Source organism: Clostridium sp. OM02-18AC, from assembly GCF_003481825.1.
GTDB lineage: Bacteria > Bacillota > Clostridia > Lachnospirales > Lachnospiraceae > Brotaphodocola.
The window spans coordinates 124,320-144,187 of record NZ_QULW01000003.1 but is presented as its reverse complement, the minus strand read 5'-3'; the positions used below and the strand labels follow the sequence as shown (position 1 = coordinate 144,187).

15 protein-coding genes are annotated in these 19,868 nt (G+C 49.6%); 12 read left to right on the top strand and 3 right to left on the bottom strand.

All coding sequences use genetic code 11. From position 1 onward, the window contains the following. The first annotated feature begins 4 nt into the window (after window positions 1-4). From DXB18_RS03560 to DXB18_RS03550, 3 genes are all read left to right on the top strand, one after another. Window positions 5-988 carry a DUF3878 family protein gene (locus tag DXB18_RS03560; protein ID WP_118706010.1) on the top strand — a complete coding sequence of 328 codons (984 nt, stop codon included), beginning with the start codon at window positions 5-7 and terminating at the stop codon, window positions 986-988. A gap of 152 nt (window positions 989-1,140) precedes the next feature. Then, window positions 1,141-1,740, top strand: a complete 600-nt coding sequence (locus DXB18_RS03555) for a biotin transporter BioY (RefSeq protein ID WP_118540450.1) — start codon at window positions 1,141-1,143, stop codon at window positions 1,738-1,740. Between the two features lie 172 nt (window positions 1,741-1,912). After that, window positions 1,913-3,883 carry an oleate hydratase gene (locus DXB18_RS03550; protein WP_118540666.1) on the top strand — a complete coding sequence of 657 codons (1,971 nt, stop codon included), beginning with the start codon at window positions 1,913-1,915 and terminating at the stop codon, window positions 3,881-3,883. An 87-nt stretch (window positions 3,884-3,970) separates the two neighbouring features. Here DXB18_RS03550 and DXB18_RS03545 read toward each other — a convergent pair whose 3' ends face one another. Continuing rightward, a complete protein-coding gene (locus DXB18_RS03545; RefSeq protein ID WP_118706008.1) occupies window positions 3,971-5,164 on the bottom strand; it encodes an iron-containing alcohol dehydrogenase in 1,194 nt (397 codons plus the stop codon). Window positions 5,165-5,236: 72 nt separating this feature from the next. Further along, window positions 5,237-6,055 (bottom strand): polysaccharide deacetylase family protein, encoded by an 819-nt coding sequence (locus DXB18_RS03540; RefSeq protein ID WP_118540668.1) that lies wholly within the window; start codon window positions 6,053-6,055, stop codon window positions 5,237-5,239. 253 nt (window positions 6,056-6,308) lie between these two features. Here DXB18_RS03540 and DXB18_RS03535 point away from each other — a divergent pair, with 253 nt between their 5' ends. The 7 genes from DXB18_RS03535 to hflX all read left to right on the top strand — a co-directional run bounded on the left by DXB18_RS03535 (window position 6,309) and on the right by hflX (window position 13,253). Beyond that, entirely contained in the window at window positions 6,309-7,610 is a 1,302-nt protein-coding gene (locus tag DXB18_RS03535) for a D-alanyl-D-alanine carboxypeptidase family protein (protein WP_118706006.1), read from the top strand. Window positions 7,611-7,724: 114 nt separating this feature from the next. After that, entirely contained in the window at window positions 7,725-8,645 is a 921-nt protein-coding gene (locus DXB18_RS03530) for a metallophosphoesterase (RefSeq protein ID WP_347560022.1), read from the top strand. Between the two features lie 144 nt (window positions 8,646-8,789). Further along, the gene (locus tag DXB18_RS03525; RefSeq protein ID WP_118706004.1) at window positions 8,790-9,590 is read left to right on the top strand and encodes a segregation/condensation protein A; all 801 of its coding nucleotides are present in this window, start codon (window positions 8,790-8,792) and stop codon (window positions 9,588-9,590) included. Window positions 9,591-9,597: 7 nt separating this feature from the next. Next, on the top strand, window positions 9,598-10,674 hold the full coding sequence (scpB, locus tag DXB18_RS03520) for an SMC-Scp complex subunit ScpB (protein WP_347560845.1): 1,077 nt from the start codon (window positions 9,598-9,600) through the stop codon (window positions 10,672-10,674). Beyond that, the gene (locus DXB18_RS03515; protein ID WP_118540455.1) at window positions 10,655-11,089 is read left to right on the top strand and encodes a dUTP diphosphatase; all 435 of its coding nucleotides are present in this window, start codon (window positions 10,655-10,657) and stop codon (window positions 11,087-11,089) included. Before scpB ends, DXB18_RS03515 begins: the two co-directional genes overlap by 20 nt. A gap of 37 nt (window positions 11,090-11,126) precedes the next feature. Beyond that, window positions 11,127-11,921, top strand: coding sequence for a tetratricopeptide repeat protein (locus DXB18_RS03510; protein WP_182430452.1), 795 nt, complete (start codon window positions 11,127-11,129; stop codon window positions 11,919-11,921). A gap of 78 nt (window positions 11,922-11,999) precedes the next feature. Further along, window positions 12,000-13,253, top strand: coding sequence for a GTPase HflX (gene hflX / locus DXB18_RS03505; RefSeq protein ID WP_118706000.1), 1,254 nt, complete (start codon window positions 12,000-12,002; stop codon window positions 13,251-13,253). Window positions 13,254-13,386: 133 nt separating this feature from the next. On the opposite strand, the gene DXB18_RS03500 is transcribed toward hflX, so the two are convergent. After that, window positions 13,387-14,661, bottom strand: a complete 1,275-nt coding sequence (locus tag DXB18_RS03500; RefSeq protein WP_118705998.1) for a peptidoglycan-binding protein — start codon at window positions 14,659-14,661, stop codon at window positions 13,387-13,389. A gap of 286 nt (window positions 14,662-14,947) precedes the next feature. Here DXB18_RS03500 and DXB18_RS03495 point away from each other — a divergent pair, with 286 nt between their 5' ends. Both DXB18_RS03495 and carB read left to right on the top strand, forming a co-directional pair. Next, the gene (locus tag DXB18_RS03495; RefSeq protein WP_118540459.1) at window positions 14,948-16,039 is read left to right on the top strand and encodes a carbamoyl phosphate synthase small subunit; all 1,092 of its coding nucleotides are present in this window, start codon (window positions 14,948-14,950) and stop codon (window positions 16,037-16,039) included. Beyond that, window positions 16,039-19,644 (top strand): carbamoyl-phosphate synthase large subunit, encoded by a 3,606-nt coding sequence (gene carB, locus DXB18_RS03490; RefSeq protein ID WP_118705996.1) that lies wholly within the window; start codon window positions 16,039-16,041, stop codon window positions 19,642-19,644. The genes DXB18_RS03495 and carB overlap by 1 nt, the downstream gene beginning before the upstream one ends. The last annotated feature ends 224 nt before the right edge of the window (window positions 19,645-19,868 follow it).

Below are 19,868 nucleotides of genomic sequence, written 5' to 3'. Positions count from 1 at the left end.
CGCTATGAACGCATATCGGATGCTGGAAATTTTGATCCAGCAGAATCAGTTTGAACTCCTGAAGGGGAAAGATGAGTTTCACACACCGCAGGATATTCGCCTGGTTTACCTGATGAACGATGCAGTGGAATGTTTTCTGACGTTTCGGAATGCGCGCATCACCGGAGACTACCTTGCAGAGTATGACGGAGAACTGGAAACGCATCTGGACCGGAAGGAAGAACGTTCCGCGCTGGTGGTTCATCAGGGGCACAATGTTTTTACAGTGTTTTTTGAAAAGCTGGAGCCGGAATATCATCTATACGATTACGGGCAGATCGGCCATTTCTGGGTGAAAGGCTATGAATATCTGCGGCAGTTAGAGTACCGCATTGCCATTTTGTGGGACAAATACGAATATATGGGAGAAGACTGCTGCAATGAGGAGGAACAGAAGCTGGCCTGGCTTGCAAAGTTCCCGCCTTTGAATTTTACCTGTTACCCGTCTGTGCCGCCACAGTATCTCCCGGACCGGGAGGATGGCTGGGTGCTGGCAGAAGAAGCATGGGAGGTCATGCTGGAGCTTGCAAAGGAAAGCGATGATCGCTCTTTACAGCGGGTACTTGTGAGATACTGCAAACACCCGGGCAAATGGATGACAAAGTATGTGGCAAAGCTTCTGCACCGGAAATCCCACGCAAAGACAATAGACCTTTTGGCAGAAAAGCTAAAGACGGCAGCATCCGCTTACCCAGACCGGAGCTTTGGACCAGAGCGGGATGACCAGTATGAGGTTGTCATGAAAGCGGCGCGGGAAGGACAGAAGGTTCTGGCAGAAAAAGGAATCCAGTCTGTGGTTCTTCGGGAAGAACCTTTCGTGGAAGCGGCAGATACCCTGGATTTCAAGGCACATCTGATGATCTGGATGCCGGGGATCGTGAACCGGAAAACAGAAATCCGGACGTTTTGCTATGAAAGTAAGAAAGAGGAAAAAACCGTTCATTCTTGATTCTTGTTTGTAACTGAGCTATAATTTCAGAAAGATTTCAAGGAAAAAGGCTGGAACGTTCAAATAAATGAACGCTCCGGCTTTTTCTTGTCTAATGAAAGAAAAATGGGTATAATGGTTCGTGGATATTTACAGAAGGGACAAAATACATTATGAAAGAAAAAATAATAACATCCCGAAGTGCATCCCGCAGTCTGACGATGGATGTAGCAGTCAGTGGCCTGTTCGCAGCACTGATCGCAATTGGGGCATTTATGAAAATTGTGATCCCGGTTGGTGTAGATACCATGAATTTCACCCTGCAGTGGCTGTTTGTGCTGTTGGCTGGATTGCTGCTTGGGTCGAAACGGGCGTTTCGAAGCGTTGCCACGTATCTGGTAACCGGATTAATTGGTTTCCCGATTTTTGCCCGTGGCGGCGGACCGGCTTATCTTTTAAGACCAACCTTTGGTTTTCTGCTTGGCTTTGCTATTGCCGCATGGATGATGGGCTTCCTTAGCGAAAAGCTTCGTCCAACCAAAGCTATTTCCTGGTTTTGGGTTACCCTGGCAGGCTATACCGCATATTACGGAATGGGAATCCTTTATTTTTATATGATCACACACCTGTTGTCCTCCCAGACACCGACAGCACTTCGTGTGATCTTCGGCGTATATTGTCTGCCAACCATGCTTCCGGATCTGATGCTTTGTGCACTCGCGGTTATGATCGCAGGACGGCTGCGTCCGGCGGTACAGGTTTCCCTGAAGTAAACGGGATTTCCGAAAGGTTACCTGTTTTTACATGGAAATTCGACTTACGGATAATAATTGTATGTCTGGGGATCATAAATTAAAAAATGATGGATCGCCATAATTTGGGCGCTCCATTGTTTCTATGAGTATCAAGGGTTATATGTTTGCAGAAAAGAAGGAGAAGAATACGATGAACAAGAAACTTGCCAAGTTTGGAGCAGCATCGCTTCTGGCTGTAGGAGCCGGGACCATGCTCATGAAGAAGAATGGTATGGGAACAAAAAATTCACAATCCAAAGCACAGCGCCAGAAAGAACTGGAGGAATATCGCAATACCGAGCGCGGGAAACAGACAAAGAACAGCAAGGGAATCTATTATTCAAACGGTAATTATGAGGCCTTTGCACGTCCGGAAAAACCGGAGGGTGTGGATGAAAAATCGGCTTACATTGTAGGAAGCGGTTTGGCAGCTCTGGCAGCAGCCTGCTTCCTGGTTCGTGACGGACAGATGAAGGGAGAACATATCCACATATTGGAGGCTATGGACATTGCCGGTGGTGCCTGCGATGGCATCGAGGATCCGCTCCGCGGTTATGTGATGCGAGGCGGTCGGGAGATGGAAGACCATTTTGAGTGTCTGTGGGATCTGTTCCATAGTATCCCTTCCCTGGAGACACCGGGAGCATCCGTGCTGGACGAGTATTACTGGCTGAATAAGCATGACCCGAACTACTCCCTCTGCCGTGCAACCAAAAACCGTGGGGAAGATGCCCATACCGATGGAAAGTTCAACTTAAGCCAGAAAGGCTGCATGGAGATCATGAAGCTGTTCTTTACCCGCGATGAAGACCTTTATGACAAAAAAATAGAAGATGTTTTCGATGATGAGGTATTTGGCTCGACGTTCTGGCTGTACTGGCGCACCATGTTTGCTTTTGAAACGTGGCACAGTGCCCTGGAGATGAAGCTGTATTTCCAGCGCTTTATCCACCATATCGGCGGACTCCCGGATTTCTCTGCATTGAAGTTCACAAAATACAACCAGTACGATTCCCTGATCCTGCCGATGCAGAAATATCTTGAGGACGCAGGGGTGCAGTTCCAGTTTAACACCCGTGTGACCAATGTGATTTTCGATATCGAAGGTACGAAAAAGACAGCGAAGAAGATTCTCTGCAGCGTAAACGGAATGGAGACCGAGATCCCGCTGACCGAAAAAGACCTTGTCTTTGTCACAAACGGAAGCTGCACGGAAGGAACCATTTATGGAGACCAGAACCACGCACCGGTGGGAGATGCCGAGCGTCGTGTCAGCGGATGTTGGGAGCTGTGGAAAAATATCGCAAAACAGCATGACGCATTTGGACATCCGGAAAAGTTCTGTTCCGATATCGAAAAAACCAACTGGGAATCTGCGACGGTCACCACGTCCGACGATACGATCATTTCCTATATCCAGAAGATCTGTAAACGCGATCCGCGAAGCGGACGCGTGGTAACCGGCGGCATTGTAAGCTGCCAGGATTCCAAGTGGCTCTTAAGCTGGACTATCAACCGTCAGGGACAGTTCAAAAACCAGAAGAAGGAAGAAATCTGCGTCTGGATCTACAGCCTCTTTACTGACGTGCCGGGCGACTATATCAAAAAGCCAATGAAAGAGTGTACCGGTAAGGAAATTACGGCCGAGTGGCTGTACCATATGGGAGTGCCGGCAGACCAGATCGACGACCTGGCCGAAAACCACGCTGTCTGTGTACCGACCATGATGCCGTATATTACTGCCTTTTTCATGCCGAGAAGAAAAGGCGACCGCCCGGATGTCATTCCGAATGGCTGCGTAAATTTCGCATTTCTGGGACAGTTTGCCGAGACTCCACGCGACACCATCTTCACAACCGAGTATTCTGTGCGTACGGCTATGGAGTCTGTATATGGTCTGCTTGGTGTAGACCGCGGTGTACCGGAGGTGTGGGGCAGTGTCTACGATATCCGTAATCTCTTAGACAGCACGGTCAAACTGATGGACGGAAAATCCCCGCTTGAGATGGAACTTCCGGGACCGCTTAATATGTTGAAGAAACCATTATTAAAGAAAATCAAGGGAACTGTAATTGAAAAAGTTCTGCGTGATCATGATATCATTCGTGATGGGATGATTTGAAAATAACCATTTGATTCACTTTAATAGGGCCGTGTGAGTTGCCTTTCGGCAACTCACACGGTCCTTGTCATATACTTATATTGTTATTTAGAATTTCGCAGTATGATTTGCATTTTTATAGATTTGGTAAATGTCTTCTTCCTGAAGAGTCCGGAATGTTCCAATCGTTCGTGTCCGGTGATAAGTGCAGCGGTAGGCCAGATCGTGCAGGGTTGTATCATCCTGGAGTCCGATATCTTTGTTCTCTTCGAAAGAAGCCGGCATGCCAATGGAGCGGAAAAAGGCAACCGTTTTCTCGATTCCTTCCATAGCGGCCTGGGTTTCATCGGAGGTGGTTACACCCCAGACATTTTTTGCGAAACGTGCAAAGCGGGAAATTTTTGTGTTGCAGACGAATTTGGCCCAGGAGCCCCATACCGTCGCGAGGGAAGCGCCATGTGCTGTATCAAACATGGCAGAGAGCTCATGACCAAGCTGGTGGACCGCAAAGTCTTTGCTGCCTCCAAGCCCGGTCAGCCCATTGTGGGAAAGAGAACCAGCCCACATCAGTTCACTCATAGAATCATAATCGTGCGGATCCTGGACAGCAATCCGACCGTTTGCAATGACCGTGCGAAGAAGCGCTTCTGCAATTGCATCAGTCAGTTCATTTTCCAGAGGATTAAAATAGCGGTCCATGGTATGCATCATAATATCCGTGACGCCGCAGGCAACCTGGTATGGCGGAAGTGTCAGCGTGAGCTCCGGATTCATGATGGCAAAACGGGGACGGTTTAATTCTGAGCCAAGACCGCGTTTTACGCCATCTGCAAGATTGGTTAAAACTGCAGAATCGCTGGATTCGCTTCCGGCAGCGGAAATCGTTAAGATTGCACCGACAGGCAGTGCGGTATGCGGAGTTTTTTCTCTGGTCCAGAACTGCCAGATGTCAGTAGGAGCATTTGCGGCACCAATTGCAATCGCTTTGGCTGTATCGATGACAGAACCACCGCCGGCTCCCAGGATAAAGTCAGCACCAAATTTGCGGGCAAGCGTTACGCCTTCTCTGGCATGTTCCAGGGTTGGATTTGCCTTTGCGCCGCCAAAGAGTTCATAAGGAATCTGACTTTCTGTCAAAATCTGGCAAAGCTGCTGCAATAAGCCGCTGCGTTCGATGCTGCCGCTTCCATATACAAGGAGAACACGGTTTCCACCGTATTTGCGGATGTAATCGGCAGTCTTTAACTGGGCATCTTTTCCGAATACGATTTCGGTAGGGCAATGATAGGTAAATGCATGCATGATAAGTATATCCCTCCTTTTTCTACTGATAGTAATCATAGCATGAAATGTCAGATAATTCCAGTTGCTTTCCTATTTTTGATCCGTATTAACAACTTCATCCAGGCTTCCAAAACGGTAACCCATTTCTTCCCATTTTGTCAGTAATTCATCGAGAATTTCCCCATTGGTTTTTGAAGTGCTGTGCAGCAGGACAATGGCACCCGGATGGATGCGTCCAAGCAGCTTTTGAAACGCTTCTTCATGTGAGGGCTGTTTGTTCTCATACCAGTCTACATAAGCGAGACTCCAGAAAAAGGTGTGATAGCCCATTTCCTTCGCCATTTTCAGATTCGATTCGCTGTATTTTCCCTGGGGCGGACGGTAGTATTTTTTCATGGTCTGCCCGGTGACCTCCTGGTATTTCACTTCCAGTTTTGATAATTCTTCGGAAAAAGATGCCTGGTCGGCAATCTTTGACATATCCGGGTGATGCCAGGTATGGTTGCCGACGGTATGTCCTTCTGCAACCATGCGTTTGACTAATTCCGGACTGGTTTCGAGGTAATTTCCGACCAGAAAAAAGGCAGCAGGAGCGTTATGCTTTTTTAAGGCATCCAGAATAACTGCGGTGTTTCCGTTTTCATATCCGGCATCAAAAGTAAGGTAGATGACAGAATCGTTTGTATCTGCAATATAATGTGCCTGAAACTGTTTCAGGTAGTCGGAAGTAGCGTTGGCAACCGGGGGCTTTCCTTCCTGCTGGAAGCTGAGACCCCAGTTTTCGTAAGCGGGGGAAAGGTGGGAAGATGAGGAAGCGGTAAGTCTGCTTCCGGTGTTGTCTGTTGGAGAGTCAAGAACCTGCCTGTCGGTTTTGGATGTTATTTTTAGGTTCGAAATAGCATGTGCCACAACACCTCCAGCAAAAAAAGCACACAAAAACAGAGCGGTTGCAGCGGCCAGCCTTTTACATATGCTGCGTTTGGGATGAGGGAAAAACTGCATAAAAGTTCTCCAGAGCGGAACCTGTTACTTCTATATTTACGGTGCTGTTTAAAAAATAGAACGGGAAGATTAAGAAAGTTGTTATGTTTGCGGGAAAGGTTCTATGCTATACTATTGGTATTGTGTATACAGACTATTGTGATGAATAAGGAGACTTTCGATGAAGCATAAACATAAAGTACAGATACTCAGCCTTGGTCTTGCGCTGGCTCTTTCCCAGGCGGCGAATGCATTTGCGGCAGGAACCGTTACCGTAGGTCTGGCACCGGGAGAAACCGCACAGACAAGTGTGGCAGAAACAAATGCGGCACAGAGCAGTGCGACAGAAACCAGTGCAGCGCAGAAAACCTCAGAAAGCAGTGCGGCGCAAAGCGCATCAGAAACTGCAGCATCACAGAATGGAACCTCACAGGCGGTTTCCCAGACACCAGGTACAAGTCATACGGTAACAGCGGGAAACGGCGTGACCTCAGACCGCCCGGCGGTGCTTCCGGCTGCAGGGCAGACACCGGTCGCTGTGCTTGACGCTATCTTAAATCTTGGACCTGGAACGGCAGCTTCCAATTCTGGGACAGCGGTATCCGGGAATACTTCTTCCAAAACAGTGAGTGCAGGAAATGAAAATCCCGGCACAGCAACGAATAATCAGGCTTCGGCAACACAATCAACTGCATCCGCAGCCGACATCAAGCAGCCGGAGGTGGCAGCTGAGGGCGCGGTTCTCTTAAATGCAGCAACGGGAGAAGTTCTCTACGGAAAAAATCAGGATCAGCAGTTTTATCCGGCAAGCATTACCAAGGTCATGACGGCGCTTGTGGTGCTGGAACATTGCAATCTGAATGATACGGTGACATTTTCTGAGACAGCAACCACAAATCTGGAATCCGGGGCAGTAGCGCTTGGCGTTTCTGCAGGCGATCAGCTGACGGTGGAACAGTCTTTGTATGGACTTTTATTAAAATCTGCAAATGAGATCGGCAATGGACTGGCAGAACATGTATCCGGAAGCGTCAGCGCTTTTGCAGACCTTATGAACGCGAAGGCAAAGGAACTTGGATGCAAGAATACTCATTTTGCAAATCCACACGGATTAAATAACGAAAACCACAAGACAACACCATACGATATGGCTTTGATCCTGAGGGCAGCTGTTGCAAATGACACGTTCCGCAAGATCGATACCACAACTTCTTATGAATTCCCGGCAATTAAAAATGCAGCAGCCCACACCATTACCATGGGTCACAAAATGATGTATAAGACCGATTCCCGCTATTATGAAGGCATCATTGGCGGCAAGACCGGATATACTTCAAAAGCAGGAAATACGCTTGTGACAGCGGTGGAACGCGACGGAGTACGCCTGATCGCAGTTGTCATGAAAGCCAAGGGGACGCATTATACTGATACGAAGGCTATGCTGGACTATGGATTCCAACTGCATGCAGCCGGGAAAATCTAAGCCGCCCGATATACTATGCAAACTGTGCAGCATGCTTGGGTGGTCAGAAAAATAAACGATACTGCCCAGGGCAGTGTCAGTAATAAATAATGATTAGAAAGGGTAGGATAGAAATTGAATACCGAAATGAAAATCCTTTCCGCTGTCATGGCGGGAGGTGCTGCTGTGGCAGCGGCTGGTCTGATTCGCTCTGGCTATGAGCGCAGGCATTTTGTGACAGAAGAAATCACGATCGGCTCAGAAAAGATCCGCAACCCGAGAACCCTGGTGTTCTTAACGGACTTACACGATAAAGAATTTGGAGATGGAAATGAACAGCTGCTCACGTCGATTCAGAGCATTCGGCCGGATGTGGTCCTGATCGGTGGTGATGTCATGGTCGCAAAGCCTGGAAAGGCAAATCTGGAAGTGACCAGGCGCTTCTTAGACGGTCTGTGTGAGGTGCAGACCCTCACGACCGGGGAAAATTCCGACAAACCGTTCCGTATTTACTATGGGAACGGAAACCATGAGCAGCGTCTTGGGCGGGAGACAGATACGTACGGGAACCTTTACCGTCAGCTGCGGGTTCTCTTAAAAGAACGTAATATTGCATATTTATCAGACCGGTCTGTAAATTTAAATGAGGAGATCCGGATCAGCGGTCTGAATCTGGATCAGGCCTGCTACCGGGACTTTGTTCCGGCCCGTATGAGGGAAGATTACCTGTCCCGACACCTGGGACCGGCAGATCCGACCTGTTTCCAGATTTTACTGGCGCATTCACCCTTATATTTTGAACAGTATGCGAACTGGGGAGCAGACTTAACCTTATCCGGGCATTTCCACGGCGGAACCATCCGTCTGCCGTTTGTGGGCGGTGTTATGACTCCGCAGTATCAGTTCTTCCATCCGTATTGCGCTGGAACATTTGAAAAAGATGGTAAATACATGATTGTCGGAAGGGGACTTGGCACGCATTCCATCAATATCCGGTTCTGTAACCGGCCGCAGCTTCTTGTCATTCGCCTGCAGCCGAAGAAAACGGAAGAATAGTTTTTTTTACCTCTGTTTTTGTATAGTTATGTTGCTGGACACGCTTGCGTAAACAGTAACATATTTACAGAACAGAGGTTTTTTGTTATACTGTAACATACGTGTTCGTCTGCCCTGGCGGCAGACCAGAAGGAAAAAGAAACTATGACCATTTCTTATAAACTGGAGAAATTTGAAGGCCCGCTGGACCTTCTTTTACATCTGATCGAAAAAAATAAAATCGATATTTACGATATTCCCATTGTGGAGATTACCAAACAGTATCTGGACTATGTAAACCAGATGGAAAAAGAAGATTTAAACATTGTCAGCGATTTTTTGGTAATGGCGGCTACCCTGCTGGATATCAAGTCCCGTATGCTGCTTCCTGCTCCGGAGGTGGATGAGGACGGAGAGGAAACGGACCCGAGAGCGGAACTGGTTGCCAGACTTTTGGAATATAAAAAATATAAGCTTCTGGCGCAGGAACTGGCTGACATGGAAGACCAGGCCGGCGATATTCTTTTTAAGAAACCGACTGTGCCAAGGGAAGTGGCAAAGTATGAACCGCCGGTTGATCTTGACCAGATGTTAGATGGTCTGACGCTGGCAAAGCTGCAGCGGATTTTCGATTCCGTTATGCGCCGACAGAAAGAAAAACTGGATCCGATCCGAAGCAAATTCGGCACGATCAAACGGGAGCCGATCAGTCTGGAAACCAAGATCATGGATGTCATGCATTATGCAAGACAACACCGGAAATTTAGTTTTCGTCAGATGCTGGAGCGTCAGAGAGACAAACTGGAGGTCGTGGTCTCTTTCCTGGCAATTCTGGAACTGATGAAAATCGGCAAGATTCATCTGACACAGGAGCATACGTTTGACGACATGTGGATCGAAACGCTGGAAGAAGAAGGGGAAGAGGGCGAGCTGGAGTTAGAAGATTTGAGCGGCCTGGAAGGATAGATAACATATGGGTAGTTTTTTTGATGAAGAAGATGAGAAAGTAGATCTGGCTGCGATAGAAGCCAGGCACGCACAAATGGAAGCAGAAGAAGAACTGGAACGGTTGGAAAAGCAGGAAAGGCAGCCTGAGCAGTTAAAACAGTCTGAACAGTCTGGACAGATTGAAACAGCAGGTGGAAAGGTGCTTGGGAACGGAACTGCCGGAAAGTCCACAGGAGGAAATATGGCTGCAACCGGACATTCTGCAGCCACCAGGAAAGCTGGTTCGGACAAGCAGATGCCAGGAGAAAATGCACAGTATCATGCCGAGGACTGGGAGGCAATCATCGAGGCAGTTTTATTCACGATGGGCAATTCCGTGGAGCTGCGCCAGCTGGCGATCGCAATCGATCAGAGCGAGGACATTGCAAAGCGTGTTGTGCTGCATCTGCAGAAGCGTTACGAAGAAGAAAAACGTGGCATGCGCATTCTGGAGCTGGAAAACGCATACCAGATGTGCACCTGCCAGGACTATTATGAAAACCTGATCCGGGTTGCCGTGGCACCGAAGAAACATGTGCTGACGGACGTCATTTTAGAGACGCTTTCTATCATTGCATACCGTCAGCCGGTGACGAAAATGGAAATTGGCAAGATCCGCGGTGTAAACTCCGATCATGCGGTAAACCGTCTGGTGGAATATGGCCTTGTATATGAAGCTGGCCGTCTGGATGCACCAGGCCGTCCGGCATTGTTTGCCACCACGGAGGAATTTTTGCGGCGCTTTGGCGTCAGTTCCATGATAGACCTTCCTACCATGAATCCGGAGCAGGAAGAAGAAATCATCCAGGAGGTCGAAGAGGAACTGCAGATGAAGCTTGGAGAGCAGGGCGAAGAAGCAGCACAAACACCGGCACAGGAAGTGGAAGCGGTGCTGACGGAACTCATGGAAGAGCGCGACGACTTGCAAACAGAAGATTTGGAGCAATGTCAGAACTCCGACAGGCAGGATTCTGACAATCAGGATTTGGAAGATCAGCAAGAGTGGGAAGATTTAGAAGAACAGCAGAAAGAGGAATCAGAAGATGCAGAAAATCAGAATTAAATATTTTCAGGAAGATATGGAAAAATTAACCTATATTGACGGCAAGTCTGACTGGATCGACCTTCGGGCCGCAGAAGATATAGAGATGAAAGCGGGCGAATTTAAACTAATTCCGCTCGGCATTGCTATGGAACTGCCGAAAGGGTATGAGGCCCACGTGGTTCCGAGAAGCAGCACCTATAAAAACTTTGGAATCATCCAGGCCAACCATATGGGTGTGATCGACGAAAGCTATTGTGGTGACAACGACCAGTGGTTTTTCCCGGCTTACGCACTGCGTGATACAAAAATCAGCAAGGGCGACCGTATCTGTCAGTTCCGTATCATGGAGCATCAGCCGGCGATCGAATTTGAGGAAACCGATTCTCTGGATCACGAAGACCGCGGCGGGATCGGAAGCACCGGAAGAAGGTAATGTGCATATGGGCAGGGAAGAGTATACAGGAAACAACATGCATAGACGAACGGGGCGTCAAGCCGGGGGTCGGGCAGCAAACCAGACAGCGGGCCGGACAACAAACCAGTCAGCATATTCCCCGGTCCGGGCCCGTCAGATTGCCCGCCGCCGCAGGCAGCAGAGAAAACGGCGCCGCCAGATGATGGCAGCTTTGGCTGTAGTGGTCCTGCTTGCCGGAGGAGGAGCATTTGGCTTTCGGCAGGCATCGCTCCAGAAGCACCGTCAGGAATATGCGGAGCAGGGCATTGCTGCATTAGACAGCCAGAATTACGAGCAGGCGGTCACAGACTTTAATGCAGCCATCGACCTGAATCACGGAAAGATTGGCAGCTTTGAGAGCCAGATGCTTCTTTACCGGGCTGAGACCGAGTACCGGAGTGAGGATTACCAGGCAGCGCTTGCCACCTACGAGACGTTGTACGGGAAAGACGAGCAGAATGAGACGTACCGGACGGGACTTGCTCTCTGTCTGCTGGAAACCGGCGATTATGACCGGGCACTGACGCTGGGCGTCATTCCTGGTCAGATCTATAACCGCATGGCAAAGGACCAGATCAATGCCGGAAATTATGATGAGGCACTTGCCACGATTGAAACCGGTCTTTCGGAAGCCGGGGCCGATGATGAGGGCAGAAAAGAACTTACCTTCAACCAGGCTGTAGCCTGGGAGTATAAGGGCGATTACAAAAAGGCGCTGGAAATTCTGGAGGATTACGACCAGAAATATACAGCAGAAGGAAATGCAGCAAGGGAACTGGCATTTCTGAGAACCCGCCAGGGCAACAACTAAAATTCCAGAAGCCCGCCAGGACAATCATGAGAATTTTGGGAAAATCCGATATGGCAACAATTAGGAGTAATAACATTTATGGCAGAATTATTTGATATGAAAGAAATCGAGGAGCGCGTCATTCTTATTGCAGTCAGCACCGACGATGAGGACGATACCCGCGCTTCCCTGGACGAGCTGGAGGAGCTTGTGAAGACCGCGAGAGGTGTCACCGTGGATAAGATGATCCAGAACCGTGAGCGCATCCATCCGGGCACCTACCTTGGAAAAGGAAAAATTGACGAAGTGCGGGAGCGGATCTGGGAACTTAAGGCTACCGGTGTAGTCTGCGACGATGAACTTTCCCCGGCGCAGCTTCGGAACTTAGAGGATGCACTGGACACCAAGGTTATGGACCGTACTATGGTCATTCTGGATATTTTCGCATCCCGTGCGACGACCAGTGAGGGAAAGATCCAGGTAGAGCTGGCCCAGTTAAAATACCGTGCAGCACGTCTGGTCGGCTTGCGAAGTTCTTTGTCCCGTCTTGGCGGTGGCATCGGAACCAGAGGACCTGGTGAGAAAAAGCTGGAGATGGACCGCCGTCTCATTCATGAGCGCATCGGCCAGTTAAAATCAGAATTAGAAGAAGTAAAACGCCACCGCGACGTTATCCGCAAGCAGCGTGAAAAGGCTCACACACCGGTAGCAGCGATCGTCGGATATACCAATGCCGGAAAATCCACGCTTTTGAACCGGCTGACGGATGCAGGCATTCTGGCAGAGGATAAGCTGTTTGCAACGCTGGATCCAACCACCCGCAATCTGGAGCTGGAAAGCGGGCAGCAGATCATGCTGACCGATACGGTCGGTTTTATCCGCAAGCTGCCGCATCATCTGATCGAGGCGTTTAAAAGTACGCTGGAGGAAGCAAAATACAGCGACATCATCCTGCATGTGGTAGACTGCTCTAATCCAAACATGGATATGCAGATGCATGTGGTTTACGAGACTTTGCGGGAACTGAAGGTCGAGGATAAGATCATCGTTACCGTATTTAACAAGATCGACCAGAAGGAAGACGGGGAGTTTCCGCGGGATCTGCAGTCGGACTATCAGGTACAGATCTCTGCAAAGACCGGAGCTGGTTTGGACGAACTGTTAAGTACCTTAGAACAGATCCTGCGCAGCCAGAAGGTATATCTGGAACGTGTATTTTCCTACCAGGAAGCCGGAAAGATCCAGACCATCCGCAAGTACGGGGAACTGCTGAGTGAAGAGTACCAGGCAGATGGCATTGCAGTGAAGGCATATGTGCCGGCAGAGCTGTTTGGAAGTCTGATCACAGGATAGATGTTTTTCGAAACGACGATGTTTTATTGTCTGGGCGAAAGTGAAAAAACAACAGCGAAAGTCAGGGGACCATCAGGCATCCCTGGCTTTCGCTGTTTTGCATTATGGGTCCGGAAAATTCGGACGCCACGCTTTATGCCCCATACAACTCCCCAATCCCGGAAACTCCCACATAAATATGTGAAATTTTGTACCAGGTAGCAAAGTCGGTAACGCCGGTTTCATCAAGCCCGAAGATGGACTGGAACTCCCGCACGGAAGCAGCGGTGGAAGGTCCGTAGATGCCGTCTGCAGCTACACGTGGGATGGCAGTATAGACAGTGGCAATGGCATCTAACTGCTCCTGCAGCTGCATCACTTTCTGACCAGAGGAACCAATACCCAGATCATACCCGGGCCAGGAGGCTGGAATACCGGATATTTCTTCTGCGGTATTGATGTAGATACTGTCACCGTAGTAATGCCGCAGGATCTCAATCGGACTGTACCCGCGTTCCCCAAGGGAGCAGGAACCCCACTGCGTCATCCATCCGCGGTTTAAGCACTGCACCTGTCTTCCATCGCAGTACTGCGTCAGGATTGGCTGGCGCACGCCGGGACGGGAGAGGTAATTGTCAAAGATTTCATCTACGATGACGGAGATACTTTCAAAGATATTTCTTCCCGGGATCCATTTGTGGTCAAAGGCGGTGGATGAGGTAATCGTAAAGTCATACCCGCGGTTGCGGTAGTGTTCCGTGTAGACCCTGTTTAAAGTGAAACTCATAATGGCAAGAACATTCGCGGTGATGGAGGACTGCGGCCAGGTAGCGTAGATTTCGCTGGAGGCAACGTTTTTGATGTAGTCCCGGTATGGAACGTAATAGTCCTGTGCGCTGCTGGTTGGTGGTCCGTCGTGAACGACGATCGTCTGCGGCACGACTACCCGGCTTAACACGATTTCGCCGCTTTCCCCCACCGGCTGGATCTCTGTTTCTGCAATCTTGGGCGGATAGTTCCCGTAGAGGGTATGTTCTGGAATGAGAATGGGATTTTCTTCCGGCTCCGGGTCCGATTCCGGTTCCATACGGATCGGCTGAATGGCCGTTGTGTCGGGCAAAACTTCGGTGCCTTCCACGGTTACCGGTTTAAAACCAGGCGCTTCTACGGTGATGTTGTAGTCTGCGTAGGGCTGGCCTTCGCCAGGACGGAGACTGAATTCTAGCGGCGGCGCTGCGAGCGAGACTTCTTCTGTCTGGCCAGATGCATCGGTGGTTAATTCTTCCAATGGGGCGGCGGGTTCGCCGGAATAGGCAATGCGGATTCTGGCATTGCGGATGGGAAAGTTATTCTGGACATTGACCACGTTGACCTGTAAGAGACCGCTGGAGGTCAGCTCGGTGGAAGCGATATGGATGTTTTTGGGCATAAAAGATTCCTCGGATCTTTGGATGGATCATCATAGCAGAATATGAGAGAGAGGCGGCTTGCGTGCCTGTCAAAACAGTGAAGAGAACGTATGATTTATAAGAGGTGTATGGGAAAATGATAGAGTCTAATCAAAAGTAATGATGTATAAAAATAAATCAGCTTGCATAACGATAGTATATCATGTATAATTCTATCAATTTGGGCTGATGTAAGTGTATACAAAGACCCAAAACCGCATCACACAATACAATAATACGGATGAAAGAAAGGATAGGTACTCCCACATGAAAGCATTTCTTATTCTGGAAGATGGCACCGTGTTCGAGGGAACCAGCATTGGCTCCACCCGCGAGGTCATCAGCGAAATCGTATTCAATACCTCAATGACCGGTTATCTGGAAGTTTTAACCGACCCGTCTTATGCAGGACAGGCGGTTGTTATGACTTACCCGTTAATTGGTAACTATGGTATTTGTTATGAGGATATGGAGTCTGACAGACCATGGCCGGACGGTTACATTGTCCGCGAGCTGTCCCGTATTCCGAGCAATTTCCGCAGTGAGGATACCATTCAGAACTTCCTGGAAAAGTACGACATCCCTGGTATCAGTGGCGTAGACACCCGTGCACTCACCAAGATCTTACGAGAGAAGGGTACCATGAACGGCATGATCACTACAAAGCAGTACGACGATCTGACCGATCCGATCGCACGCATGCACGCATACACCGTAACCGGAGTCGTAAAAAAGACCTCCTGCAAAGAAAAGTACATCCTTCCGGCATCCGATGCATTTGAGAAGCCGATCAAAAAAGTAGCGCTCCTGGATCTTGGAGCAAAAAGAAACATTGCCCGCTCTCTTGCAAAGCGTGGCTGTGAAGTTACCGTTTATCCCTGCGATACCACCGCAGAGGAAATCCTCGCAACCAATCCGGACGGCATCATGCTTTCCAACGGTCCTGGAGACCCGAAAGAAAATGTGGAGATCATCAAAGAAATCCGCAAGCTTTATGAGTCCGACGTGCCGATCTTCGCAATCTGTCTTGGTCACCAGCTTATGGCACTGGCAACCGGAGCAGATACCTTCAAATTAAAATACGGCCACCGCGGCGGAAACCATCCGGTCAAAGATGCAGAAACCGGCCGTGCCATTATCTCATCCCAGAACCATGGATATGCAGTTGATCCAAAGAGCCTGGATCCGAATGTAGCCGTTCCGGCATTTACCAATGTCAACGACGGAACCAACGAAGGCTTAAAATATGTAGGAAAAAATATTTTCACTGTACAGTATCATCCGGAAGCATGTCCGGGACCGCAGGACTCCGCGTACCTGTTCGATCGTTTTATCAACATGATGGGAGGAAATAACTAATGCCGAAGAATCCTGAGATTAAGAAAGTTCTTGTACTTGGATCTGGCCCGATCGTCATCGGCCAGGCAGCTGAATTTGACTATGCCGGAACCCAGGCCTGCCGTTCCTTAAAGGAAGAGGGCATCGAGGTTGTTCTGTTAAACTCCAACCCGGCAACCATTATGACCGATAAGGACATTGCAGACCGTGTATACATTGAGCCGCTGACGGTAGAAGTCGTTGAGCAGCTCATCAAGAAAGAAAAACCAGACAGCGTGCTGCCGACCCTGGGCGGCCAGGCAGGCTTAAACCTTGCCATGGAGCTGGAAGAGGCAGGCTTCTTGAAAGAGAACAACGTCCGCCTCATCGGTACCACGGCCCTGACCATCAAAAAGGCCGAAGACCGTGAGATGTTCAAAGAGACCATGGAGAAGATCGGCGAGCCGGTGGCTCCGTCTGACATCGTAGAGAACGTAGAGGACGGCCTTCGCATCGCAGACAAGATCGGTTACCCGATCGTGCTTCGTCCGGCATACACCCTGGGCGGAAGCGGCGGCGGTATTGCCGAGAACCCGGAACAGTGCCGTGAGATCCTGGAAAACGGCCTGCGTCTTTCCCGTGTGGGACAGGTCCTGGTAGAGCGCTGCATCGCCGGATGGAAAGAAATCGAGTACGAGGTAATGCGCGACAGCGCAGGCAACGTGATTACCGTATGTAACATGGAGAACCTTGACCCGGTCGGCGTTCATACCGGAGACAGTATCGTAGTAGCTCCGTCCCAGACCCTTGGCGATAAAGAGTACCAGATGCTTCGTACTTCCGCATTGAATATCATCAGCGAGCTTGGCATCACCGGTGGATGTAACGTTCAGTACGCCCTGCATCCGACCAGCTTTGAGTACTGTGTCATCGAGGTAAACCCGCGTGTAAGCCGTTCCTCTGCACTGGCTTCCAAGGCAACCGGTTACCCGATCGCAAAGGTGGCAGCAAAGATCGCTCTTGGTTACACCCTGGACGAGATCAAGAATGCAGTTACCAGGAAGACCTATGCAAGCTTCGAGCCGATGTTAGACTACTGTGTCGTAAAAATGCCGAGACTTCCGTTCGATAAATTCATCAGCGCAAAACGTACCCTGGGAACCCAGATGAAGGCAACCGGCGAGGTTATGAGTATCTGCACCAACTTCGAGGGCGCACTCATGAAAGCCATCCGCTCCCTGGAGCAGCACGTAGACTGCCTGCTCTCCTATGATTTCAGCGAGCTGGATCATGACGCACTTCTGGAACAGCTGCATGTGGTAGATGACCGCCGTATCTGGGTGATCGCAGAAGCGCTGCGCCGCGGCATTTCTTATGAAGAAATCCATGCCATCACCAAGATTGATCTCTGGTTCATCGACAAGCTGGCAATTCTGGTTGAGATGGAAGATCAATTAAAGAAGGGACCGCTGACTCCGGAATTATTAAAAGAAGCAAAGCGCATCGAGTTCCCGGACAATGTCATTTCCAGACTGACCGGTGTTTCCCAGGATGAGATCAAGGCAATGCGCCATGCAAACAACATCCGCGCCGCTTACAAGATGGTTGATACCTGTGCGGCAGAGTTCGCGGCCGAGACACCGTATTACTACTCCTGCTTTGACGGCATCAGCGAGGTGGAAGAGGAGCATAAGAAGAAAAAAGTTCTGGTTCTTGGTTCCGGTCCGATCCGTATCGGCCAGGGTATCGAGTTCGACTTCTGTTCCGTACACAGCACCTGGGCGTTTGAAAAAGAAGGATACGAAACCATTATCGTAAATAACAACCCGGAGACCGTAAGTACCGACTTCGATATCGCAGATAAGCTGTATTTCGAGCCGCTGACTCCGGAGGATGTAGAGAGCATTGTTGATATTGAGAAACCGGACGGAGCTGTCGTTCAGTTCGGTGGCCAGACTGCGATCAAGCTGACGGAGTCCCTGATGAAGATGGGCGTTCCGATCCTGGGAACCGCAGCTGAAGATGTCGATGCAGCCGAGGACCGTGAACTGTTCGATGAGATCCTGGAACAGTGCCAGATCCCGAGACCGGCCGGACACACCGTATTTACCGCAGAGGAAGCAAAGAAGGCAGCCAACGATTTAGGCTACCCGGTTCTGGTAAGACCGTCCTACGTACTTGGCGGACAGGGTATGCAGATCTGCATCAACGACAACGATATCGACGAGTTCATCGGTATCATCAACCAGATCGCACAGGATCACCCGATCCTGGTAGATAAATACATCGTCGGCAAGGAGATCGAGGTCGATGCTGTATGCGACGGCAAAGACATCCTGATCCCGGGTATCATGGAGCACATCGAGCGTACCGGCGTCCACTCCGGCGACAGTATCTCTGTTTACCCGGCACCGAGCATCACCCCGGAAATCGAGGCAAAATTAGTCGATTACACCGAGAAACTGGCTCGTGCCCTTCATGTCAGGGGCATGATCAACATCCAGTTCATCGTGTCAGACGGCGAGGTCTACATCATCGAGGTAAACCCGCGTTCCTCCAGAACCGTGCCGTACATCAGCAAGGTAACCGGAATCCCGATCGTACCGCTGGCAACGCAGGTGATCTGCGGACATACCTTAAAGGAGCTTGGATACGAGCCAGGTCTGCAGAAGAAGGCAGACTACATCGCCATCAAGATGCCGGTATTCTCCTTCGAGAAGATCCGCGGCGCAGATATCAGCCTTGGACCGGAGATGAAGTCCACCGGTGAGTGTCTGGGTATCGCAAATACCTTCAACGAGGCACTGTACAAGGCCTTTGAGGGCGCAGGACTGAAGCTGCCGAAACACAAAAACATGATCATCACCGTCCGCGATTCCGAGAAGGAAAACGTGGTTCCGATCGCAAAACGCTTCCAGAACGTCGGCTATAAGATCTTTGCCACCCGCGGCACCGCGAAGTTCTTAAATGAGAACGGCGTGAAGGCCCTGACCGTGCGCAAGCTTGAGCAGGAATCCCCGAACATCATGGACCTGATCCTGGGGCATGAGATTGATCTGGTCATCGACATTCCGCAGCAGGGCGCAGAGAGAAGCCGTGACGGCTTTGTCATCCGCCGTAACGCCATCGAGACCGGCGTGCATGTACTCACCAGCTTAGATACCGCAGGTGCTCTGGCAACCAGTCTGGAGAACCGCGCGAAAGAGCTGACCCTGATTGATATCGCGCAGGTAAAATCGGTCACCTACAACGCCATTGAGCGCGTGGAGAAATTCTTAAAAGACGCAGATACTTATTACCTGGCAACCGCAGAAGGTGATCAGCCGAGAGTACGTCCGTTTGGAACGGCACATATTTTCGAGGGAAAGCTTTACATTCAGACTGGTAAAATGAAGGATGTTTCCAAGCAGCTTCACGCAAACCCGAAAGCAGAAATCTGCGCTTTCAAAGACGGCGAGTGGATCCGTGTTGCCGGAGAACTGGTTGCAGATGACCGCAGAGAGGCAAGAGCATCGATGCTGGACGCATATCCATCCTTACGGAAAATGTATTCTGAGGACGATGGAAACACGGAAGTATTCTATTTTAAGAATGCAACAGCAACGATTTCTGCATTTACGCATGAACCGAAAGTAATTCAGTTCTAACCTATGGCACATGTGAAACGCAGTTTTTTGCAATAAGATTGAAACGTACGAAAAAATAACTTTCCAGACCCACCAGTGTGCATAGATCTCTTTATGGCACACAGGTGGGCTTTTTGTGTTAGAAATATGAGCTTGTATACATAAGTCGCTTGTTATTTATATCAACGAATGATAAAATAGAAGTATTATTAATGAATGGACTGTATACGTCTGAGCTTTGAGGA